Annotated in this window: 23 protein-coding genes; all 23 read left to right on the forward strand. The window is 30.6% G+C overall.

The features are described 5' to 3' along the window. Window positions 1–247 precede the first annotated feature (247 nt). The 23 genes from ACQPUW_RS03450 to ACQPUW_RS03560 all read left to right on the forward strand — a co-directional run bounded on the left by ACQPUW_RS03450 (window position 248) and on the right by ACQPUW_RS03560 (window position 23,982). Window positions 248–1,393, forward strand: coding sequence for a 1-propanol dehydrogenase PduQ (locus tag ACQPUW_RS03450; protein WP_430836106.1), 1,146 nt, complete (start codon window positions 248–250; stop codon window positions 1,391–1,393). Between the two features lie 186 nt (window positions 1,394–1,579). Beyond that, window positions 1,580–2,404 (forward strand): MerR family transcriptional regulator, encoded by an 825-nt coding sequence (locus ACQPUW_RS03455; RefSeq protein ID WP_430836107.1) that lies wholly within the window; start codon window positions 1,580–1,582, stop codon window positions 2,402–2,404. A 448-nt stretch (window positions 2,405–2,852) separates the two neighbouring features. Continuing rightward, window positions 2,853–3,905 carry a hypothetical protein gene (locus ACQPUW_RS03460; RefSeq protein ID WP_430837270.1) on the forward strand — a complete coding sequence of 351 codons (1,053 nt, stop codon included), beginning with the start codon at window positions 2,853–2,855 and terminating at the stop codon, window positions 3,903–3,905. A 5-nt stretch (window positions 3,906–3,910) separates the two neighbouring features. Then, on the forward strand, window positions 3,911–4,177 hold the full coding sequence (locus ACQPUW_RS03465; protein WP_430836108.1) for a hypothetical protein: 267 nt from the start codon (window positions 3,911–3,913) through the stop codon (window positions 4,175–4,177). Between the two features lie 21 nt (window positions 4,178–4,198). Then, window positions 4,199–4,495 (forward strand): BMC domain-containing protein, encoded by a 297-nt coding sequence (locus tag ACQPUW_RS03470; protein ID WP_204594494.1) that lies wholly within the window; start codon window positions 4,199–4,201, stop codon window positions 4,493–4,495. 16 nt (window positions 4,496–4,511) lie between these two features. Then, window positions 4,512–4,811 carry a BMC domain-containing protein gene (locus ACQPUW_RS03475; protein WP_204594495.1) on the forward strand — a complete coding sequence of 100 codons (300 nt, stop codon included), beginning with the start codon at window positions 4,512–4,514 and terminating at the stop codon, window positions 4,809–4,811. 27 nt (window positions 4,812–4,838) lie between these two features. Next, the gene (locus tag ACQPUW_RS03480; protein ID WP_430836109.1) at window positions 4,839–6,326 is read left to right on the forward strand and encodes an aldehyde dehydrogenase family protein; all 1,488 of its coding nucleotides are present in this window, start codon (window positions 4,839–4,841) and stop codon (window positions 6,324–6,326) included. Between the two features lie 20 nt (window positions 6,327–6,346). Further along, window positions 6,347–8,893: a choline trimethylamine-lyase gene (cutC, locus tag ACQPUW_RS03485; protein WP_430836110.1), complete on the forward strand. Its 2,547-nt coding sequence runs from the start codon at window positions 6,347–6,349 to the stop codon at window positions 8,891–8,893. Window positions 8,894–8,959: 66 nt separating this feature from the next. Further along, entirely contained in the window at window positions 8,960–9,913 is a 954-nt protein-coding gene (gene cutD / locus ACQPUW_RS03490; RefSeq protein WP_430836111.1) for a choline TMA-lyase-activating enzyme, read from the forward strand. A 17-nt stretch (window positions 9,914–9,930) separates the two neighbouring features. Next, window positions 9,931–10,284 (forward strand): BMC domain-containing protein, encoded by a 354-nt coding sequence (locus ACQPUW_RS03495; protein WP_221859120.1) that lies wholly within the window; start codon window positions 9,931–9,933, stop codon window positions 10,282–10,284. Beyond that, on the forward strand, window positions 10,281–10,715 hold the full coding sequence (locus tag ACQPUW_RS03500) for a EutP/PduV family microcompartment system protein (protein ID WP_430836112.1): 435 nt from the start codon (window positions 10,281–10,283) through the stop codon (window positions 10,713–10,715). The genes ACQPUW_RS03495 and ACQPUW_RS03500 overlap by 4 nt, the downstream gene beginning before the upstream one ends. A gap of 16 nt (window positions 10,716–10,731) precedes the next feature. Beyond that, window positions 10,732–11,361 (forward strand): cobalamin adenosyltransferase, encoded by a 630-nt coding sequence (locus ACQPUW_RS03505; RefSeq protein ID WP_430836113.1) that lies wholly within the window; start codon window positions 10,732–10,734, stop codon window positions 11,359–11,361. Beyond that, a complete protein-coding gene (gene eutJ / locus ACQPUW_RS03510; protein WP_430836114.1) occupies window positions 11,354–12,199 on the forward strand; it encodes an ethanolamine utilization protein EutJ in 846 nt (281 codons plus the stop codon). The genes ACQPUW_RS03505 and eutJ overlap by 8 nt, the downstream gene beginning before the upstream one ends. Window positions 12,200–12,215: 16 nt before the next feature. Beyond that, entirely contained in the window at window positions 12,216–12,509 is a 294-nt protein-coding gene (locus tag ACQPUW_RS03515; protein WP_430833780.1) for a BMC domain-containing protein, read from the forward strand. Window positions 12,510–12,514: 5 nt separating this feature from the next. Further along, window positions 12,515–12,781 carry a EutN/CcmL family microcompartment protein gene (locus ACQPUW_RS03520; protein ID WP_430836115.1) on the forward strand — a complete coding sequence of 89 codons (267 nt, stop codon included), beginning with the start codon at window positions 12,515–12,517 and terminating at the stop codon, window positions 12,779–12,781. Between the two features lie 100 nt (window positions 12,782–12,881). Further along, entirely contained in the window at window positions 12,882–13,541 is a 660-nt protein-coding gene (locus ACQPUW_RS03525; protein WP_430836116.1) for a cupin domain-containing protein, read from the forward strand. A gap of 23 nt (window positions 13,542–13,564) precedes the next feature. Next, on the forward strand, window positions 13,565–14,251 hold the full coding sequence (locus tag ACQPUW_RS03530; protein WP_430836117.1) for a BMC domain-containing protein: 687 nt from the start codon (window positions 13,565–13,567) through the stop codon (window positions 14,249–14,251). A gap of 26 nt (window positions 14,252–14,277) precedes the next feature. Next, on the forward strand, window positions 14,278–15,873 hold the full coding sequence (locus ACQPUW_RS03535; RefSeq protein WP_430836118.1) for an acetaldehyde dehydrogenase (acetylating): 1,596 nt from the start codon (window positions 14,278–14,280) through the stop codon (window positions 15,871–15,873). Between the two features lie 8 nt (window positions 15,874–15,881). Continuing rightward, the gene (locus tag ACQPUW_RS03540) at window positions 15,882–16,541 is read left to right on the forward strand and encodes a phosphate propanoyltransferase (RefSeq protein ID WP_430836119.1); all 660 of its coding nucleotides are present in this window, start codon (window positions 15,882–15,884) and stop codon (window positions 16,539–16,541) included. Window positions 16,542–16,617: 76 nt separating this feature from the next. Continuing rightward, complete coding sequence (gene eutM / locus ACQPUW_RS03545) at window positions 16,618–16,905, forward strand: ethanolamine utilization microcompartment protein EutM (RefSeq protein WP_430836120.1); 288 nt, start codon at window positions 16,618–16,620, stop codon at window positions 16,903–16,905. A gap of 232 nt (window positions 16,906–17,137) precedes the next feature. Beyond that, complete coding sequence (locus ACQPUW_RS03550) at window positions 17,138–17,896, forward strand: helix-turn-helix domain-containing protein (protein ID WP_430836121.1); 759 nt, start codon at window positions 17,138–17,140, stop codon at window positions 17,894–17,896. A gap of 81 nt (window positions 17,897–17,977) precedes the next feature. Continuing rightward, complete coding sequence (locus ACQPUW_RS03555) at window positions 17,978–18,361, forward strand: VOC family protein (protein ID WP_430836122.1); 384 nt, start codon at window positions 17,978–17,980, stop codon at window positions 18,359–18,361. A gap of 284 nt (window positions 18,362–18,645) precedes the next feature. Beyond that, complete coding sequence (locus ACQPUW_RS03560; protein WP_430836123.1) at window positions 18,646–23,982, forward strand: glycoside hydrolase domain-containing protein; 5,337 nt, start codon at window positions 18,646–18,648, stop codon at window positions 23,980–23,982. Window positions 23,983–24,173: the final 191 nt, after the last annotated feature.

The raw sequence follows: 24,173 nt of genomic DNA on the forward strand, positions 1-24,173 counted from the left end.
TCTGTATTGAACAGGAGTCATCTTTTTTTAATTCCAACAGTTAAAAATTGATTTACTTTAAAATAATCACAATATATGGGGAATAAAACTCGATTCTATCGGTTATATTTTATTTTTTTAGGTGAATTTTTATTATTTTATTTTATATTGATAAAAAAAGTGATACAATGTAAATATGAACACGTTGGAAACGTATACTTTAAAATCTTATTTTTATCTTTTAATTAATAAGAAGGAGAAGATAAAAATGAAAGAATTTAGTTTAAAAACTAAAATATATTTTGGAGAAGGAGCTTTAAATAAATTAAGTGAAATCTCAAATAAAAATGTACTGATTATATGCGATAAGTTTATGGAAGAGAGTAAAACAGCAGAAAAGATCTCAAATAAATTAAATAATTGTAGAATTTCTATTTTCAGCGATATAGTTCCAGATCCTAGCGTTCAAATAGTTGCGCTAGGAGTTCAAAAACTTAAAGATTTAAATGCGGATATAATCATTGCTCTAGGCGGAGGCTCATCAATAGACGGAGCTAAAGCTATTCGTGAATACTACAATAATCTATTTAAAGAGGATTCAAAAACGATAGAATTTTACGCCATACCAACTACAAGTGGTACAGGCTCAGAAGTTACAGAATATGCAGTAATAACTAACAAAGAAGAAAATTTAAAATATGCATTAACTGATAAATCACTTCTACCTGATGTTGCTATTTTAGATGCAGAGCTTACTAAAACAGTTCCTAAATCTATAACGGCAGATACTGGTATGGATGTAATAACTCACGCTATTGAAGCCTATGTTTCAAAAAATTCTAATGATTTCTCAGACGCTTTAGCAGAAAAAGCATTATGTTTAGCCTTTAATAATTTAACATTAGCTTATAATGAACCAGGAAATATAGTTTCTAGAGAAAAACTTCATAATGCATCTTGCCTTGCAGGTATGGCATTTAATGCTTCAGGACTTGGAATAACTCATAGCTTAGCACATGCTATAGGAGGTAAGCTTCATATACCTCATGGAAAAGCCAACGCTATAATACTTCCTTATGTTATGGAGTTTAATGCTAATATTGATAATAATTCATATATACAAGAATATGATTTAGTTGCATTAAAATATCAAAGACTTGCAAAAATTTTAGATATAAACTCATGCAGCACTATTATAGGAGTTAATAACTTAATAAGAAATATAATTAAGTTAAAAAGGGATTTATCTATTCCTAAGAATTTAATAGATCTTGGAGTAGATATCAAGTTAGTTAATGATTTTAGAGAAGAAATAATAGATGCAGCGTTAAAAGATGTATGTACTAGTTCAAACCCTAGGGAAGTTTCTAGAAAAGATTTAGAAATATTATTAGATAAAGTAATTGGAATTTAAAATAAAGAGGTTAAGCAACTATATGCTTAACCTCTATTTTTACATATTTTTTTATATTTAAAAATTATTAACATAATTATTTTAAATAAGTATTGTATATATATTGAATTACCAATATGATAAGGATATATTAACAATAGTTAACAATCTTAACTATAGGTTAACAAAAGGTAAGGGGGATAAGATATGAAGAATGAAATGTATTATATTGGGAAAGTGGAGAAGATTTGCAAGATAAGTAAAAAAACATTAAGGTATTACGATAAACTCGGCGTTTTATCACCTGATGCTGTACAGAATGAAAACGGATACAGATATTATAGTAAAGGCAATATGCTGTCTATTCCAGTAATAAAGTACTATAAGCAAAGTGGTTTTAAACTTGAAGAAATTAAAAATCTAATTTGTGAATCTAAATGTACTGAAATTGAGGAGAATTTCCGAGAGAAAATTAAAGAACTTGAAGAAGCTGAGAGAAATATAAATTTAAAAAAGCAATCTATAAGGGATTGGCATTCTTTAGTTAAAGAAGCAAAGATGGTTATCGATAATAATTTAAATGAAGTATCAGCTAAATATCTAAATAAGATTGATATGTTATATCTAGATCAAGAGTTTAATTACGATTATATGGATTCAATAATAAATATTGATTTTACTAACTATATCGAAAGTATTGAAAATGCAATTACAGGACCGGTTATAATACAATTTCCATCTTACGAAGAAAAGATTAAAGGAACTTGCAAAACTATGAGAATAATTCAGCAAGGTCTTATAAAATGTGAAAAAGAAAAAACCATAGAGTTTGGAGGAAACTTAGTAGCATCATGTTATCATATAGGTTCTCATGATAATATTAATGAGACTTATAAAAAAATAAAAGATTGGATAAAACTACATAATTATAAATGTGAAGGTGAATGTTACGAAAGATACGTAGTAGATTATTGGACAAGCAAAGATAGTAGAAATTTTGTCACAGAAGTTATGATAAAAATAAAAAATTAGATTAAATTTAAAGGTTATATAAAAAAGGTTACCCTTAGGTACAAGGTTTTTTATATAACCTTTTTTTATATTTTAGTTCATAATTCTCAGAAATTTGAAAAAATATGATTAAAAACTATAAAAAAGAGCAGTTTTTTATAAAAAATAACATTTATAAAAAGACAAAACTTAGTATTGACCTTTAAGTTAGGGGGAGGGCTTATAATTAAATCGAAGAGAACAAAGATAAAAATAAGAAGTATACAAAATATTCCAATGAAAAATAATTTTATAAGCACAATTACACTTTAAAAGTAAACGTTTAAAAGTAAAATGATTGCTAAAATTTTAACGAAGCAATCAGCTTATTTATAAATCAATTAAACGGGAGGAGTCCTTATTTATGACGGAGATATCAGTAGGAGTTAATTCTAAAAGTAATGCTAGCGATAAAAGAGCTAGCAAAGCTATGGAATTGAAAGAAAAAATGAAAAGCAATTTCTTTAAAAAGGGAGTTGCAATAGCACTATTTTCAGGTGTTGCGTACGGACTTTATACAGCATTCTTAACAATGGGAATGAGCAAAGGAGTTTGGGCAGATTGGTATGGAGCAAACACAGCTGGACTTTCAGCATTTGTTGTAGTTTATTTACTTGCTGCACTTGGAAATGCAATTAATGATACGTGTAGTGCTTTTTGGGCAATTGGGAATTCATTAGTACAAGGTAAATTCAAAGATTTTATAAGATGTTTAAATTCTAAACCAGGAAGAATAATCATAGGAGCAGCACTTTTAGGGGGACCAGTTGCAGGAACAGCTTACGTTATAGCTCTTCAAATGGCGGGTCCAATCATAGTTCCAATATCAGCTCTTTGTCCTGCAATAGCAGCGATACTTGGAAAAATACTTTATAAGCAAGAAATTACAAAACGTATGGCAGTAGGAATTGTAATATGCGTATTTGCTAGTTTCTTAATAGGAAGTACAGGTTTTTCAGGAGGAGTTTCAGGAACTGTATTTTTAGGAATTTTTATAGCAGTTATAGCAGCTTTAGGCTGGGGATTTGAAGGATGTGTTGCTGGATATGCTTCAACAATGGTTGATCCACAAATCGGAATTTGTATCCGTCAATTAACATCAGGAATAGCGAACCTTTTCATAGTAGTGCCTATAATGGGACTTTTAGCTGGAGGGTTAGAGATTTCTAAAAACTTAGTTATTCAAGCATTCACTAGCGGACCTGCAATGATATGGTTTGTATTAAGTGGATTATTAACATTCTTAACTTTCATGTCTTGGTATAAAGGAAACAGTATGTGTGGTGCTGGACTTGGAACTGCTTGTAATGGTACATACTCATTCTTCGGACCATTTTTCTGTTACTTAATTCTTGGTGTTATCTCAGGAATTGAAGGATGGTCATTACCAGCAGTAGCTTGGATAGGAGCAATAATAATGATGCTTGGAATATTAACTATAGCTACAAATCCTTTAGATTTTTTCAGAAAGAAGGAGGCGTAAAATTTATGAAACCTTTAAATTACGCTATATTAAAGCATTTCACAAAAGTAGGAGAAGCTTCAGCATCAGATGTAATGGAAGCTTTAAAAAAAGATTATTCAAGCTTTAAAACATTTACTAAAGCGGCTATAATAGATGCCTTATTAACAGCAGAAGCTAACGGATTAATCGAAGAAACTAGAGTTGATTTAGATCACAATGAAGAGCTTATTATCTTTTATTATGCAAATGAAGAGAGCAAAGCTACAATCAATAATTATATAAGAGATTAATTTAAAATGGAGGTATTTCAGATGAAATATTATGGTGATGAAGCTTTAGGGCTTGTAGAAACAATAGGTTTAGTTCCTGCACTTGAAGCAGCAGATAAAATGCTTAAAGCTGCAAATGTTGAATTAGTTTCATACGAAAATATAGGTTCAACTCTTGTTACTATAATGGTTAAAGGTGATGTCGCTGCTGTAAAGTCTGCTGTAGAAGTTGGAGCAGAAGCTGCAGGGGCTATAGGAAAACTTACAGCAAAAAATGTTATGCCAAGACCAATTAGAGAAGTTGGAAAAATAGTATCAGTTCATGATATCGATGAATAGAAAGGAAATGGTTAATATGATTAGACGTGAAGCAATAGGATTAATTGAAACGTTTGGACTAGTTTTCGCTCTAGAAGCAGCAGATGCTATGTGCAAAGCAGCAGACGTTGAATTAGTCGGTTATGAAAACGTGGCATCTGGTTATATTTCAGTTATAGTAACAGGAGATGTTGGAGCTTGCACAGCTGCTGTAGATGCAGGTGTTAGAGCTGTAGAAGAGATGGAAGATGGAAATCTTTATAGTTCAGTAGTTATAGCAAGACCTCATAATGATCTTCAAAAAATAATAGATAAGTATGCTATAGAAGCACTTTAATAGAGTTTTAGAAAAGGGGAGAAGAGAATGAATATTATAGATAATGATTTGCTCTCCATGCAAGAAGCTAGAATACTTGTTGAAAATGCAAGAGAGGCTCAAAGAAGTTTAGCTACATTTCCACAAGAAAAGTTAGATGAGATAGTAAACCGCATGCTTGAAGTGATTAAAGAGTATGATAGTGAATTAGCGAGATTAGCTTTTGAAGAGACAGATTCGGGAAAAGTAGAAGATAAATTAATAAAAGATAAGTTTGTAGTTTTTTATCTTAAGAAAAAACTAGATGGGATGAAATGTGTAGGCGTAATAGGAAAAGATGAAAAAAATAAAACTACTGACATCGGAGTACCTATTGGTGTAATTACAGCCTTCTGCCCTATGACTAGCCCAGTTTCAACTATAATTTATAATGCTGTAATAGCAGTTAAATCAGGAAATGCAATAGTATTTGCACTTCATCCTAAAGCGAAAAATGTCATGAAGAGAACTTTAGACATTTTAATAAGAGCAGCTGAAGGGTATGGGCTTCCAGAAGGAGCTATCTCTTATCTTAGTACAGTATCAGATAGTGGATCTTTAGAACTTATGAAGCATAGAGATACTTCATTAGTTATGAACACAGGTGTACAGGAATTATTGAAAGTTTCAGATAAATGTGGAAAACCAGTTATTTACGGTGGGACAGGCAATGGACCTGCATTCATAGAGAGAACTGCTGATATTAAAAAGGCAGTTAAAGATATTATAGATAGTAAAAGTTTTGACTTTGGAGTGGTCTCAGGTGCAGAACAATCGATAGTTGTAGATAGTCCTATTGCAAATGAAGTAAAAAATGAGCTTATTAAAAATGGAGCTTACTTTATGAGCGAAGACGAATCTAAGGCTCTTGGAAAAATTCTTTTTGATAAGTATGGAAATTTTGAAAAAGAGTTTATTGGAAAATCACCAGAATTTTTAGGGAAAAGAGCTGGGTTTAATGTTGCACCTAATGTAAAGGTTTTAATATCAAGTCAAAAGTTTGTATCTTTAGATAATCCTCATTCGAGAGAAAAGCTTTGCCCAATACTTTCATTCTATGTGGAAGATGATTGGATGCATGCTTGTGAGAAATGTATAGAGTTACTATTAAGTGAAAGGCAAGGGCACACTCTTATAATTCACTCAAATGATGATGATGTAATTAAACAGTTTGCACTAAAAAAACCAGTTGGAAGAATCTTAGTAAATACTTCAGGAGTATTTGGAAGTATGGGTGCTACAACAAATCTTTTCCCATCAATGACACTTGGTAGCGGATCTATTGGAAAAGGAATGACTTCTGATAACGTATCACCAATGAACTTAGTATATATAAGAAAAGTTGGATATGAAGTAAGAGATAAAGATGAGTTTTTAAATTCTATAGGCATGGATAGAGAGGTTAATAAGGTTATAGATGAAGGTTTAGATAGTTCTTCAGATAATATGAAGCTTCTTAAAAATGTTTTAACTCAAATATTAAAAGAAACTAATTAAAAAGAGAAGGAGTAGATAAAATGGATATTCGTGAATTTTCAAATAAATTTATAGAAGCCACTAAAAATATGTCAGAAGATGAGCGTCAAGCATTATTAAAAATGTTTGAAAGCGTTTCAGGTGAAATAAAAAAAGATGATGAACCTGTAAAAGTTGAATGTGTAGTTTCTTCAAATGATGGCAAAGTTCCAGAAGGAATCACAGAACGTTTAGCAAAACTTAAAGAAAATTATTTAAAACAAGTTCCATCAATAACAACACATAGAGCAAGAGCTATAACTGAAATAGCTAAGCAAAATCCAGGAACACCAAAATCAATATTAAGAGGTAAATGTTTCAAACATTGTTGTGAAACTGCACCACTTGTAATTCAAGATCATGAGCTTATAGTTGGAGCTCCAAATGGTGCACCAAGAGCTGGAGCTTTTTCTCCAGATATAGCTTGGAGATGGATGGTAGATGAGATTGATACTATAGGTGAAAGAGCACAAGACCCATTCTATATTTCAGAAGAAGATAAGAAATTCATGAGAGAAGAACTATTCCCATTCTGGCAAGGTAAATCAGTAGATGAATACTGTGAAGACCAATATAGAGAAGCAGGAGTTTGGGAACTTTCAGGAGAATCATTCGTTTCTGATTGCTCATACCATGCAATAAATGGTGGAGGAGATTCAAACCCAGGATATGATGTTATCTTAATGAAAAAAGGTATGGTTGACGTAGTTAAAGAAGCAGAAGAAAAGCTAAAAGAACTTAACTATGCAAATCCAGAAGATATAGAAAAAATCTACTTCTACAAATCACTAATTGATACTGCAGAAGGTGTAATGATTTATGCAAAACGTATGTCAGATTACGCAAGAGAATTAGCTGAAAAAGAGACAGATCCTAAGAGAAAAGCTGAATTATTTAAAATTTCAGAAGTAAATGCTAAGGTTCCAGCTCATAAACCAGAAACTTTCTGGGAAGCAATTCAAGCTGTTTGGACAATAGAATCACTTCTAGTTGTAGAAGAAAATCAAACAGGTATGTCAATCGGACGTGTTGACCAATATATGTATCAATTCTTTAAAGATGATATTGAATCAGGAAGAATGACTGAATTTGAAGCATTCGAACTTGCAGGATGTATGCTTATAAAAATGTCAGAAATGATGTGGATAACAAGTGAAGGAGGATCTAAATTCTTCGCAGGATACCAACCATTCGTAAATATGTGTGTTGGAGGAGTTACAAGAGCAGGTAGAGATGCAACAAACGAATTAACTTATCTATTAATGGATGCAGTTAGACATGTTAAGATTTATCAACCATCTTTAGCTTGCCGTATCCACAAATCATCACCACAAAAATATCTTAAAAAGATAGTTGAGGTAATAAGAGCAGGAATGGGATTCCCAGCATGTCACTTTGATGATGTTCATATAAAAATGATGCTTGCTAAAGGAGTTTCAATTGAAGATGCTAGAGATTATTGCTTAATGGGATGTGTTGAACCACAAAAATCAGGAAGATTATATCAATGGACTTCAACAGGATACACTCAATGGCCAATATGTATAGAGTTAGTACTTAATAATGGAGTACCTCTATGGTATGGAAAGCAAGTTTGCCCAGACTTAGGAGATGTTGATAAGTTCAAAACTTACGAAGAGTTTGAAGCTGCTGTTAAAGAGCAAATTAAGTTTATAACTAAATGGACAAGTGTAGCTACAGTAATTTCTCAAAGAGTTCACAAAGAACTTGCACCAAAACCACTTATGTCAATGATGTATGAAGGATGTATGGAAAAAGGTAGAGGTGTTGAAGCGGGTGGAGCAATGTACAACTTCGGTCCAGGAGTAGTATGGAGCGGACTTGCTACTTATATTGATTCTATGGCTGCAATTAAAAAATTAGTTTTCGAGGAGAAAAAATATACATTAAGAGAAATGAAGGAAGCATTAAAAGTTGATTTCGTTGGATATGAAAAATTAAGAAAAGATTGCTTAGAAGCACCAAAATACGGTAATGATGATGATTATGCTGACTATATTGGAGCAGATCTTATAAACTTTACTGAAATGGAACATAGAAAATATAAAACATTATATTCAGTTTTAAGTCACGGAACATTATCAATTTCAAATAATACTCCATTTGGACAATTAACAGGAGCTACTGCAAATGGACGTAAAGCTTGGACACCTTTATCAGATGGAATAAGTCCAACTCAAGGAGCAGACTTTAAAGGACCTACTTCAATAATTAAGTCAGTTTCAAAATTGGCTTGTGACAATATGAATATAGGAATGGTTCACAACTTTAAATTAATGTCAGGTCTTCTTGATACTTCAGAGGGAGAACAAGGAATAATAACATTATTAAGAAGTGCTTGTGCTCTTCAACTTGGAGAAGTTCAATTTAACTACTTAGATAATAATACATTAATTGAAGCTCAAAAGAATCCAGAAGCTTATAGAGATTTAATAGTAAGAGTTGCTGGATATAGCGCATACTTCGTAGAGTTATGCAAAGATGTTCAAGATGAGATTATAAGTAGAACTATGCTAACACATTTTTAATAAAACTATAGAACATGTAGTAGATTTTTCTACTACATGAACTTAAGAAAGCTGGAGAGTTTAGGTATGAATAATAACACAAATGGAATTATACAAAGAAAGGCAAGGATTTTCAATATACAAAAATACAATATGTATGATGGACCAGGAGTTAGGACTATAGTATTCTTTCAAGGATGTCCTCTGCGCTGCAAATGGTGTGCTAATCCGGAGGGGATGATTAAAAAAAATAGAGTCATGTTTAAAAGTAATCTTTGTGAAAATTGCTTAGAATGTGTAGATGTTTGCCCCGTTGGGATTCATACAGTAAATAGCAGTACAAATAAACATGAAATAAATAGAAATATAGATTGTGTTGGATGTAAAAAATGTGAAGAAGCTTGCGTAAAATCAGCAATAAATATAATTGGAGAAACTAAAACAATATCAGAGCTATTAGAAGTTATAGAAGAGGATAGAACTTTTTATGAAATGTCTGGTGGCGGAGTTACATTAGGTGGCGGAGAAGTTCTAATGCAACCTGAAGCAGCTTTAAGTCTTCTTATGGCATGTAAGAATGTAGGAATAAATACAGCCATAGAAACTTCTGGATATACAAAAACAGAAACTATTTTAAAGATTGCAGAATTTACTGATTTATTCCTATTTGATATTAAGCATATAAACTCAGATGAGCATTTTAAATGGACTGGAGTTAGAAATGAGCAGATTTTGGAAAACGTAAAAAATCTACTTCAAAATAAATTCAATGTCCAAATTCGTATGCCTCTTTTAAAGAATGTAAATGATAGCGAAGAAGCTATAACTAAAGCTATGGAGTTCTTACTTCCTTATAAAGACTATAAGAATTTTAAAGGTATAGATCTTTTACCATATCATAAGATGGGAGTAAATAAATATAACCAACTTGGCATAGATTACCCTGTATATGGAGATCCTAGTTTAAACGATGAAGATTTAAATAGAATTGAATCTTATATAAAAAGATATGATATGAACGCAAAAGTAGTTCGTCATTAGAAATGAGTAGAAAAATTATGGTTAATTTTGAAGAAAAGAATATACAAAGGGTAATTCAAGAATCAGTACCAGGAAAGCAGATAACTTTATCACACATTATTGCATCCCCTATGAAAGATATTTATGAAAGATTAGGAGTAGATGAAAAAGGAGCTATAGGGATCTTAACAGTAACACCATACGAAACTGCAATCATAGCTGCTGATATCGCAACTAAAGTAGCTGATGTAGAGATAGGTTTCTTAGATAGATTTACAGGATCAGTTCTTATAAATGGTGATGTTGATAGTGTTTATGAGGCACTTAATTCAGTAAATGAAACTTTAAGAGATATGTTAGGTTTTACAATATGCCCTATAACTAGAACATGAGAAAGAAACGAATAATGGTTGTTGGTCCAAGCCGTTCTGGTAAAACAACTATAGTAAATTACTTAAATGATTATAATGGTCCTCTAAAGCGGACAGCAGATGTTATTTATGGTGAAAATACTATGGATATTCCTAGTTCTTATATAGAAAATGCTTGGATGTATAAACATATTATTGCCTTAGCGCAGGATGCTAAAAAAATAGTATTTGTGCTAGATTCTAAAAATCCTAAAGAAGTTATTGGAGACGGCTTTTCAAAACTTTTTAATATAGAAGTTATTGGAGTCATAAATAAGGCTGATAGTAATTATGAAAATATAGATAAATGCAAGCAGAGCTTAAAAAGAATAGGAATTCTAGAACCATATTTTTTAATTAGAGAAAATAGTGAAGTAGATATAAAAAAACTTAAGGAATATCTACTTAAATAGGTAGGTGAATAGATAAATGCTTAAATTTATTACTGAAGATTATTTAAAGGACTTGTATAGAAAAGAGCCTTTTAAAGAATTTAAGCTTAATGAAGGTCAAAGGCTTACTCCAGGAGGTAGGCAGTACTTGTTAGATAAAGGGATAAAGATAAATAGTAATTTACCTACAGATAGCAAAAAAGAAGAAAAAAGTGATGATATTTTAATAGATGAAAATAAAGACGTAAAGTATAAAATACTTACATATAAATGTAGATCTATTGAAGCATCATTCTTAAAAGCAGCAAGCAAAATAATTAATGAGGACTTAAACTTAGCTCAGAAGCTTATCGATTTAGAAAGAGAAATTAAAAACATAAGAGAGTTTACAGAAGGCAAAATAAAATTAGAAGTCATTAATCCTAAAGTTTGTGATTTCAGCAATGAAGAAATAGAAATTACAGATGTTTATATATACCTAAAAAATAGCGAAAAAATATTAAATCTTTACATCCTTTTATGTAAGCTAAATGAATTTAAATATGACACTCTAGAAAGATATGAAAATGATGAGCTAATAAATAGAATTTTAATTAATTTAGAAAATATTATAAATATATTATCTACGACTATATCTAAGGAAATAGGAGGCAGAAGAGTTGAGTGATAAGAGTAAAACTTTTGAGTACTGTGATAAATTAGTAAGCCAATTTGAAAAAGTTATAGAAAAGCCTATCTTAGAAAAATCATCAGTTTATTATACTGGGGTAGACCTTGGAACTGCATGTGTAGTTTTAGCAGTATTAGATGAAAATTATAGACCAGTTGCAGGAGCTTACAGATATGCTGATGTAGTAAGAGATGGTATGGTAGTTGACTATATCGGAGCTGTAAAGATAGTTAGAGAATTAAAAGAGGAAATAGAAGAAAAGCTTGGTACTGAACTATTTTATGCAGCAGCAGCTATTCCACCAGGGACAGATTCTTTAGATGGTGGTGCTATAAAAAATGTTGTACAAGCTGCAGGCTTTGAACTAACGAATCTATTAGATGAACCTACAGCTGCAAATGAAGTTTTAAAAATTCAAAACGGTGCAGTAGTAGATATCGGTGGAGGAACTACAGGAACTTCTATTATAAAAGATGGAAAAGTAGTTTGCGTAGCAGATGAGCCTACTGGAGGAACACATTTCTCTTTAGTTATCTCAGGTGCATATAGAATGCCTTTTTATGAAGCAGATGAATTTAAAAGAGATAATAGTAACCATGAAGAACTATTACCAGTTTTAAAACCTGTAATTGAAAAGGTTGGATCAATAATTAATGATCATATAAAAGATCATGATGTGAGAGAAATTTCATTAGTTGGTGGTACAGCTTGCCTTACAGGAATAGAAGGTGTAATAGAAAACAAGATTAAGGTATATACACATAAACCTAAAAATCCAATGTTTGTTACACCACTTGGAATAGCCCTTAGCTGCACAAGTGAAATTATAGAGTAAATGGAGTTGTAGCTTTATGGATTTTAGACTTATAAAATCACCAACAGAGGGAACAAAACGTGCTCTTATAAAGAGGATGGGAATAGAAGGCAAGGAAGCAATAGAAAATGTAGATGCTATTGGACTTGCTCAAGGCAAGCTAATTGATATGATTTATGCAATAGATATTGCTGAAAAGGCAGCAGGAGTAGTCGTTGAAGATATTAAGGGAGTATGCCCTCAACATATGACTTCAATTGCTATATTAGGTGACACTTCATCAGTTCAATCTGCAATAGAAGAAATCAAATTAAATATGAAAGAAGGATGAGCCTTATGATAACAGCAAAGTTAATAGATAATATCTGGGCAACTAGAAAAGCTGATAACCTTTATGGATTAAAGTTTATGCTAGCAGAAGAGATTGGCGGAAGCTTTAGTGGTAGAAGATTTATAGTTGTAGATAATATTGGGGCAGGAATTGGGGATAGAGTTATCGTAAGCACAGGATCATCTGCAAGAAGAATGGTTGGAGATGATGATATTCCAGTTGATGCAGCAGTAATTGGAATAATTGATCAGGACTGTGATTTTAGTGAGTAAATTATAATTTTTAGCGAAGGATAAGCATTGTAATTATAAATAGTTATAAAAATCATACCTTAAATATAAACTGAAAAATTTAGTGAAAGGATGTGAGAGTGTGAAAAGATTAATTTGTGCAAAAGATATGGAAGAATTTCTAGCTACAGGGGAAAAGGTTTTCTATATAGACAAAGATGTAATCCTAACTCCATCAGCTAAAGATATAGCTAAAAACAATAACATCTCAATTACTACAGAAAAAATTAGTGAGAAAGAAATTTGTAATACTAACTGTAAAGGCATAGAAGGTTTAGATTCCAATAAGTTATTAGAGATGTTTAAAGAGTTAGTAAACGAAGGATTGCTTCAAGAGATGTTAAAAGTTTTAGCTAGCGGGGAAGCTTCAAAGTTTGTATCTTCATGCGATGAAAGTGGACTTAAAGTAGTAAGAGGAAGTTCAGTAAAGATGGATGTATTCGATACTGGAAATCCTAATAATAAAGTTTATTTCCAAGAATTAATAAGCAAAGATGAATCTAAGATGAGTGCTGGTTTTTTAATCATTGAAGATTCAAAATTCGAATGGGAATTAACTTATGAAGAAATAGACTATGTTATTGAAGGAACAGTAACTGTAGAAATTAACGGTAAGACTTATGAAGCAAATGCCGGTGATGTACTATTTGTTCCTAAGGGATCTAAAGTAGTTTGGGGATCACCTAATAAAGCTAAATTGTTCTATACAACATATCCAGCGAATTGGGCAGATTTACTTTAATTACTTAAGGAGGATAGATAATTATGCAAGCAATAGGAATGATAGAAACTAAAGGATTATTAGCTACTATTGAAGCAGCTGATGCTATGGTCAAATCAGCAAATGTTAATATCCTTGAAAAAGTATATATAGGCGGAGGCTATGTTTCAGTTACAGTAACTGGAGATGTTGGAGCCGTAAAATCAGCAGTTGATGCTGGTGTTTCAGCTGTAAACAGACTTGGCGATAATATTTTAGTTTCACAACATGTGATTGCGAGACCACATTATGATTTAGAAAGTATAATGGAAACTAAACCTGCTATAGAAAGATTAGAGGAAGCTATAGAGGAAGCTATAGAGGAAAAGGTTTTATGTGAAATAGTAGAAGAATCTATAGAAGAGGCGATTTCTGAAACTGTAGATGAAGCAGTAGAAGAAACTCTAGAAGAATCTATAGATGAGGAAATAATAAATGAAGGCTCAGAGGAAGTTCAAGTTTTAGAAATTCTAGATAAAGTTATAGATTTAGATATGACTAAAGAAGAATTAGACAAGCTTGTAGAAGAAAAAGGATTAGATGAAGCTTTTAAAATTTTAGAAGATTTAAAAGTATCTAAAATAAGAAAGTTAGCAAAAGAATTTAAAGATCTTGATATTACAAGTAAGACTATCTCTAAAGAAGATAAAGGAGCACTTCTAAATAGACTTAGAAACCACTATAAAAAATAGTGTTTTAAAGAAGGAGGAAAATTGATTTGGAAAATTTCGATAAAGATTTGCAATCAATACAACAAGCAAGAAATTTAGCTAGAAGAGGTAAAATAGCAGCAAATAAAATAGCTGATTTTAATGAAGAACAAATAGATAGAATAGTTAAAAATATGGTTAAAGCTGCAAAGGAACATGAAGTTTGCTTAGCAGAGATGGCTGTAGAAGAAACAGGTTTTGGTAAAGTTTTAGATAAAGCTACTAAAAATAATTTAGCATCAACAGTTTTATATGACTCAATAAAAGATATGAAAACTATAGGTGTTATAAAAGAAGACAAAGAAAATAAATTAATTGATATAGCAGAGCCAGTAGGTTTAGTAATGGGAATAGTTCCTTCAACTAATCCAACATCAACTGCAATATTTAAATCAATTATTGCTATAAAATCAAGAAATGCTATAGTATTTTCACCACATCCATCAGCTGTAAAATGTACATCTACTGCAGCAAAACTTATGCATGATGCAGCAGTAGCTGCTGGAGCACCAGAAGACATAATAACTTGTGTAGAGTTAACTTCAATTGGAGCTACAAATGAGCTTATGAAGTCAAAAGAAGTAAGTATAATAATAGCTACTGGAGGACCAGGAATGGTTAAAGCTGCTTACTCTTCTGGAAAACCAGCACTTGGAGTTGGCGCTGGAAACTCACCAGCATATATCGAAAGAACTGCTGACATTGAAAAAGCTATAAGAAATATAATAGCTAGTAAAACATTTGATAATGGTACTATCTGTGCATCAGAGCAATCAATCATCTGTGAACATTGTAATGAAGCTAAAGTAGTAGAAGAACTTAAAAAACAAGGCGGATATTTCATGACAGAAGAAGAAACTAATAAAGTTTGTAATCTTCTATTTAAGAAAGGAAATGCAATGAATGCAGCATTTGTTGGAAGAGCCGCTGATGTAATTGCAAAAGCTGCAGGATTCTATGTTCCAGAAGGAACTAAAGTACTTATAGGAAGACAAGGTGGAGTTGGACCTAAATATCCACTTTCATATGAAAAACTTACTACAGTACTTGGATTCTATGTAGTTAATGACTGGATGGAAGCTTGCGAATTAAGTATAGAACTTCTTCAAAATGGAATAGGTCATACAATGAGTATTCATACTGAAGATGTTGAAATAGTTAAAAAGTTTGCTAAAAAACCAGCATCAAGAATTTTAGTTAATACAGGTGGATCATTTGGAGGAACAGGAGCTTCAACAGGACTTATGCCATCATTCACTTTAGGATGTGGAACATGGGGAGGAAGTTCAGTATCTGAAAATGTTACTCCAATGCACCTTATAAATATAAAGAGAGTTGCTTATGGATTAATTGACTGTGACAAAATAGGAAAAGATAGAGGAGGCTGTGAGGAAACTTGCAATACCCAATCTTTTGAAAAGAATAATTTTAATACAGGATTAAGTTTTGGAAGTTCAGAAATGAACTTAAGTCCAGCAGAAATACAAAGAAAATCTACTGAAGTAGAAGTAACTGCTGAAAATATAGTAGAAAAAGTTAATAACTTAGATAATGAAGAAGTAATGGATTTAGTAAATAAAATCATAGCCACTATGAAGAGGTAGATTAGAACATGGAAAATTTAGAAGAAGTATTAAAGCTTTTACTTAATGCAGTTAAGGAAAGCGAAGATAAGAAAAAAGAAGTTAAAGAATCATTTGAGATACCTGTTGGAATTTCAAATAGACATATACATCTTTCAAAAAGATATGTAGATATACTTTTTGGAGAAGGATATGAATTAACAAAATTAAAAGATTTATCTCAAAAGGGACAATATGCTTGTAAAGAGACTATAACAATATGTGGACCTAGAGGATCTATAGAAAAGATAAGAGTACTTGGACCTATAAGAAGTAAGACTCAAGTTGAGTTATCTATAGGTGACTGCAGAAAAACTGGAGTATCACCAAGTGTTAGATTATCAGGAAATCTAAAAGAAACTTCAGGAATAACTCTAATAGGACCTAAAGGAAGTGTTCAATTAGAGGAAGGCGTTATAGTAGCACAAAGACATATCCACATGAACAATAAACATGCAGAGCATTTTGGAGTTAGTGATGGAGATATTGTAAAAATTGAGGTAGATGGATTAAGAGGCGGAATCTTAAATAATGTAAGCATTAGAACTAATGATTCATTTAGCCTAGAATGCCACTTAGATGTTGAAGAGGCAAATTCATTTGGTATTACACCAAAATCAAAAATTAAGATAGTCAAATGTAGTGCTTAAAATAAATGCACTTAAATAAAAAGTTTATAAAAATAATTAATATAAAAAATAAAAGGATTTTTAGGAGGATTTTAATATGAAATACGATGCTTTAGGAATGATTGAAACAAAAGGATTAATAGGATCAATAGAGGCTGCTGACGCAATGGTTAAGGCTGCTAATGTTTACTTAATAGGAAAAGAATATGTTGGAGGCGGACTTGTAACTGTAATGGTTAGAGGAGATGTTGGAGCAGTTAAAGCTGCTACAGATGCTGGAGCTGCTGCTGCACAAAGAGTTGGGGAATTAATATCAGTACATGTTATCCCAAGACCACACTCAGAAGTTGAAGTTATCTTACCATCTTCAAAAGAAGTAAAATAATAAATGAATTTTAAAAAGCTCAAGGATTATTATAATCTGTACCCTTTGTCAAGGGCAGTTTAAAAAGTCTAAGTAGCGGTAAGAAGATGATTTCTGTATTGAACAGGAGTCATCTTTTTTTATTTTAATTGAACTCTATAATTATACATAGAAGCACTCCATAGGATAGACTTTTTTATTATGATAAAATGTAATTAGAACAATAATAATAGACAGTGAAGGAATAAAAAGTATGTTTTATAAAGAATATAAACCATGTAATGAACTTAAAAAGTTTATAAGATGTTTTTGGATAATGGATAGGGAATATAATGAAAATAGTTTTCTAGGAAATAAAGAATATTTATGGCCAACAGGTCTTACGGAAATATTGCATATTATAGGACCAAATTTTTTTGAAATCCGAGATGAAAAAGAATATAAACTTGAAAATGAAATTATTATTGGGGCATATAATAAACGATTTATTCTTAAAAATAATGGAAAGGTAAGAATAATTGGTATAAGGTGCTATAATCATGGGGCTACTGTATTATTTAATGTAAATTTAAACAATATAAAAAATAAGATAGATAGCTATAACTTAGAAAATATAGATAGAAGTATATTAAATTCAAATGACAATGAAAATATTATAGAGTACTTAAATAGTTACTGCAAAGAATATATAAAAGAAAATAGATTTATAGATATAATGTATAAATTTTATAATGAAAATTTATCATTAGAAGATATATGCACAGAATCAAATTTATCAAGAAGACAATTAGAAAGAAAAGTAAAGGAATTTACGACATTTACACCTAAGGAGTTAATGAAGATTATTAGATTTGATAAAGCTAGAATAGAAATGCTATGGGGTAAGGATTATATGCAAGTTATGAGTGATTTAGGATATTATGATTACTCACATTTTAGTAAAGAGTTTAAGAAATATTATGATATTACACCTAAACAATTTATAGATATGTATAATAAATTGTTTAATTAAAATTATGTCGTATTTTTACAATACATAAAAATGTATATAATTTATAATATAATAAATTCATAAGATATAGGAGGGATACAGATGATTAATAAAATAGGAAAGATAACATTATATGTACACAATCAAGAGAAAGCAAAGGAATTTTGGGTTGATAAATTAAACTTTGTAGTTAAATTTGAACAGCAAATGGGGCCAGGAATGAAATGGTTAGAGGTTGCTCCTAAGGATGAAGATTTTACTACATTTGTATTATATGATAAAAAATTAATGAAAGAACAAAATCCAGAAGCTAATGTAGAGCATCCATCAATTATATTAAGTAGTTCAGATATTCAAAAGACATACGATGAGATGAAGGATAATGGAGTAGAAGTAGGAACTCTTCTAAATATGCCTTATGGAAAGATGTTCTCATTTAAAGATCAAGATGGAAATGAATATTTAGTTCGTGAAGACGTATATTAAGAAAAAGCTACTCAGTATTTGAGTAGCTTTTTTATTATAAAGAAATTATATATGATATTGAATTTTATAAGTGGAGATTAAATAAAGTAAAAAACTTATTCTTAGATAAATTTAATCCAAAGTATTAAATATGAATTGAAATATAGGTGTATAAAAGGATGACTTAGGAAATATAAATGCTATAGTATAAATTTTAATTAAATTAAATAATAAAAAGTAGGGAGGTTTATATAAAATAATAATAAAATTGAAAATAATATGTTTTAAGGTTATGGGAGGGGAATATGACAAAGAAAAGAGGGATTAGCTGGTTACTACTATTTGTACTGTCGTTCGTAATGATATTAGAGAATTTGGGGATTTCAGTATATGCAACTATGAATAATGAATTAGATGAAATGTTACTTATAAATAATATGATCACTGAAGGTGATAGTAATAAATTCTCTTATTACGGAGAAGGTTGGAGTTATGGTGATACAAATGATAGCGTTAATGGTGAGGGGGATGAGCATTTTAATGATATAAATACTAATGATAAGGATGCATCTACAAAATACTATAAAATTGAGTTTGTTGGAAATAAGATAGAAGTGTATGGACATAAAAGTTGGAACCATGGAATTATAAGCTATTCTATAGATGGAGGAGAAGCAAAAGAAGTAAGTAGTTATTCTGAAAATAGAGTAGGAAATCAACTATTATTTAGTGCAGATGGATTAAGTGAGGGTAAGCATACTCTTACAGCTATTGCAACAGGTAAAAGTGATTCACCAAGGGGAAAAGCAGTAATTCAAGTTGATTATGCAAAAGTATATCATGAGAGATATCAAGTAGAAGATATAATTATAGAAAATCCTAATATTGAGTTAATGGAGGGATCAGAAATAAAAGTTATATACAAAGTTATTCCTAGTTATGCAGATTTATCAGATATTAAGTTTATTTCTGATAATGAAAATATTGCAACTATAGATAAAGATGGAAAAATAAAAGCAGTTTCTGAAGGTGAGGCAAATATATCTGTTGTTTCAGAAGAGTTTGGAATAGGGAAAAATATTAGAGTCAAAGTAAAGGCGGCAACTCCATCAATACATGGAAGTATAGTTGATACTAATACACATTATACACAAGATAAATATGAGCTAATTAAATCAATGGGATTAGTAAATAAGAATTTATACTCATGGAAATCTGATAAAACTATATCAGAAATAGCATTAATATCTAAAGAATCTAAATTAAAAAATGTAAACGTTAAAGTAAGCGACTTTGTTTCAGGTGAAAATATATTATCAAAAACAAATGTTACTACTACCTTTTTAAAGGAAACAAAAGCTTATATAGGAGATGCAGGATATCATAATCAAAATGATATATCAATGCCTAATGGAGAAAAAGCAGATGTTCCAGATATTTTATATACTACAGATCCTGTAGATATAGAATTTAATAAAGTACAACCAGTATGGGTAGAATTTAATATACCAAAAGATACCCAATCAGGAGTTTATACTGGTACTATTGAAGTAACTGCTGATGGTATTAATGATCCACTTATATTCACATATAATATTGAAGTATTAGATGCAGTTATGCCAAATAGTGAAGAGTATGAATTTGATATAGAAATGTGGCAATATCCATATAGCTCAGCCGAATACTACAATGTTACTCCATTTTCGGAAAAACATCTTAAAATCCTAAAACCTCATATGCTTAAATATAAAGAAATTGGTGGACATGCCATTACAACATCAATTGTAGAGGAAGCATGGGGCGGACAAACTTATAGTAAAAATGATATTCGATATCCATCTATGATTAAATGGACTAAAAAATCAGATGGGAAATTTATTTTTGATTTCACTAATTTTGATAAATGGGTACAATTTAATAAAGATTTAGGTATTGGAGATAAAATCATTTGCTATAGTATGATCCCTTGGGGAAATAAGATTTACTATTATAATGAGGCTACAGGAAATCAAGAAAATATTATATTAAATCCTGGAACAAGTGATTATGAAGTTATTTGGACTCAATTCCTTAATGCTTTAATATATCATCTTGATGAAAATGGATGGTTTAAAGACACTTATATTGGAATTGATGAAAGAGCAAATATGGATAAAGCTTTTGATGTTATAGATAAAGTTAAAAATAAAGATGGCTTAGTATTAAAAAAAGCTGCGGCTATGGATCACTTTAATGCTAGTTATTTAAATATAACAAAACGTGTTGATGATTTAAGCGTAGGATCTACAGCAGCAAAAACTGATTTAGAAGGTTATAGAAAATTTGTTCAAGAGAGAAGAAATTCTGAAAAGGAATATAAGACTACAGTCTACACATGTACAGAGCACTTCCCTAATTCTCTTGCACTTAGTATGCCAGGAGAAAGTTATTGGACAATGCTATTTACAGCAGCACAAGGTGGAAGTGGATATATGCGTTGGGCATATGATGCATGGGTTGAAGATCCATTAAGAGATACTACTCATTGGGCATTTGAAGCTGGAGATACGTCTCTTATATATCCTGATGAAAAGGAGAGCGAAAATCCAATATCTAAGTCAAGCGTTAGATTAGAGAAAATGGCTGAGGGTGTAAGAGATGTTAATAAACTTTATCATATGGTAAAAGAAATCCCAGAATTACAAAGTGATGTAGAAAAATTATTAAAAACTGTAAGAGTAGATTATGCTGGAGTAAAAAATGGAGTAGGAGAACATGGTGGCGCAAAGTTTGCAACAAGTCAGACAAGAGAAGAAATTCCGAGAGATATGGAAAATTTAAGAGAAGGAATTAAAAATATTTCAAAAAAATATATTGATCTAAAGAAAAATGGAGTTGATAGAGTTGATTCAATTGAAGTTAATAAGACATCATTAACATTAATTGAAGGAACTGAAGAAGCTTTAACAGCCAATGTATTACCAGAGAATTCATTAAAAAAGGAAGTTTCATGGAGTACATCAAATGGAGAAGTAGCAACGGTAGATAGATTAGGTAAGGTTATTGCAAAAGCTGAAGGCAAAACAATAATATCTGTTATGTCAAAATATGATAACTCAATCAAAAAGGAGATATTAGTAAGCGTAGTAAAACCAGATTATAGCGAAAACAATATATCTTACTATGACTTTAATAATATAGTTGATAACAAAGTTATAGACAATTGGGGTAAACATGATGGAGTTTTAGATGGAGCAGAAATAATTGATGGAAAAGTAGGAAAAGCACTACAATTTAATAATGATAGTGATAATGTAACTATTACCTCTCCTGCAACATTATCAGAAGATTGGACACTTGCAATGTGGGTAAAAAAAGGCGATATTAAAAATTTACCTGCATCTATAATGTGGGATGGTAATGAATTTAAAAATGGAGATAAAGAAACAGAGTCAATAGATATTGAAAGAGATAGTAGTGGAAATATGGGGGTTCACGTAAAACAAGGATTTTTAACCTTTAAAAAAACTGTCCCTGAAAATGAATGGGTACACTTAGCTTGGGTAAATAATAAATCTGAAGGATTAAGAATTTATATCGATGGAGTATCAACAGAAGTTAACTCATGGACAAAAAATAATTCATTTAATGCACCATTAAAGATAATTGGAGGAAGAAATTATATTGGTGCTATTGATGAAGTTAAGGTATATAATCGTGCTCTTTCTAAAAAAGATGTTGATGAAATTAGAAAGGTGCCTGGATTAAATGTGGTTGATAAATCTGTTGAGATTATGGTAAATGAGACAAGTCAAATAGTTGCAGAATTGGTAAGTGATAATAGTGATAAAACAATAAAATATATAAGTGATAACCAAAAGGTTGCAACTGTAAATCAAAATGGCTTAATTACAGGTATGGCATATGGAGATACATTTATAACAGTAATTAATGAAGCGACAGGATTTAGTAAGAGAGTAGATGTGCGTGTTAATAAAAAAATGAATATAGGTTTTACAATACCTCAATATGACTATGATTCTAACAAACAAATAGTAATAGATCGTGAATCAGGACAATATTTAGGACAACCAGACATGATTTTATTAGATGATAATCAAACATTATTTACAGTATATCCTAAGGGACATGGGATTGGAGAAGTATTATTAAAAAAATCTAATGATGGAGGTATAACTTGGTCTGAAAGATTAGAAACAAATTCTACTTGGAAAGAATCAATGGAAACACCGACAATATATAAACTGAATTTAACAGATGGAAGCACAAAATTAATTCAAATTTCAGGTGGACCAGGATGGGGAAATGGATTCAAAGGTTGGACAACATCAATATCTGATGATAAAGGAGAATCTTGGAGTGATTATAAAAAGTGGCATGAAGGATCAACAACAATTGTTGCTATGGCAAGTTTAATTCAATTAAAAGACGAGAATGGAAACTTAATTGATAAATGGATGGGTGTATATCATGATTACGATTATGTTAACTATAAAACTTATTTAACATTTGATGAAAATGGAAACGAAGTATGGAGTAATCCAGAACCATATTTATCAAAATGGAGAGAGATAGAAAAAGAGACACAGTTATGTGAAGTTGGAATGTTTAGATCACCTGATGGAAATCAATTGGTAATGTTAGCTAGAAGTCAATCACATAAACATAAATCAACAATTGCATTTTCAAATGATGAGGGTGAGACATGGAGTAAGCCAAGAGAAGTTCAAGGAGCTTTAAATGGGGAAAGGCATAAGATATCCTATGATCCTATAAGTGGTAGATTATTAATTACATTTAGAGAAATTATTTTAGATTACAATAATAATGGTATAATCGAGAATAATGATTGGATGGCCGGTGATTGGATTGCATGGGTAGGAACCTATGATGATTTAATAAATGGTAATGAAGGCGAGTATCGTATAAGATTAGCAGAAGATTTTACACCTACAGCAAAATCAGGGGATTGTGGATATGCTGGAAATGTTGTATTACAAGATGGGACATTTGTTTTAAACTCTTATGGAAATTGGGATGAAAATGATCAAAGTAATAAGCCGTATATAATTGGTGTTAGGCTAAAGCTTGGAGAAATAGATAATGCTTTAGGGCTTGTAGATAAGGAAGAATTGTTAAAAGAAATAAATGTATTTAAAGGCTTAGATAAAAAGTTATATACAAAAGATTCATGGTCAGATTATAAGAAAAAAATTAATAAAGCAAAAGAAGAGGTCAATAGAAATGACATACAACAAATAGAAGTTGATAATTTAGTAATCAATTTAAAAAATGCAGCAGAGAAATTAGTACCAAAAACAGATAATATACTAGTTCCTAATGTCACAAATATTAAAAAAGTAGAAAACTATAATTCTATAAAACTAAGTTGGGATGAACCGAAGAGTATTAGTGAAGTTAAAGAATATATAGTATATAAAGATGGTAAGGAATTTAAAAGAGTACCAGTAGGAACAAATGAATTAAGTATTCATGACTTAAAATTAAATAATATTTATAAGTTTAAGATATCAACTAAATATATAAATGGACAGATATCAGAACCAATATCAATAAATGTAAAAACAAAGATTGCTGAAAGGAATCTTTGGGAAGCACCATCATTTGTAGTTAAAGAATAAAATATGAGAATTTAAATATAAAGCTTAGATATAACTGTTTATAGTTATATCTAGGCTTTTATTTAATTTAGCAATTAAGCTTCATTAAATGCTAAAGGCAAGAGTGATTTCTATTTCTATAATAAAGATTAATTTGAATATTTTGTTATAATATAAAAGTAAATATATTTATATATAGTAGATAAGAGGTG

The sequence above is a fragment of the Clostridium sardiniense genome (genome assembly GCF_050584765.1).
GTDB lineage: Bacteria > Bacillota > Clostridia > Clostridiales > Clostridiaceae > Clostridium > Clostridium sardiniense_A.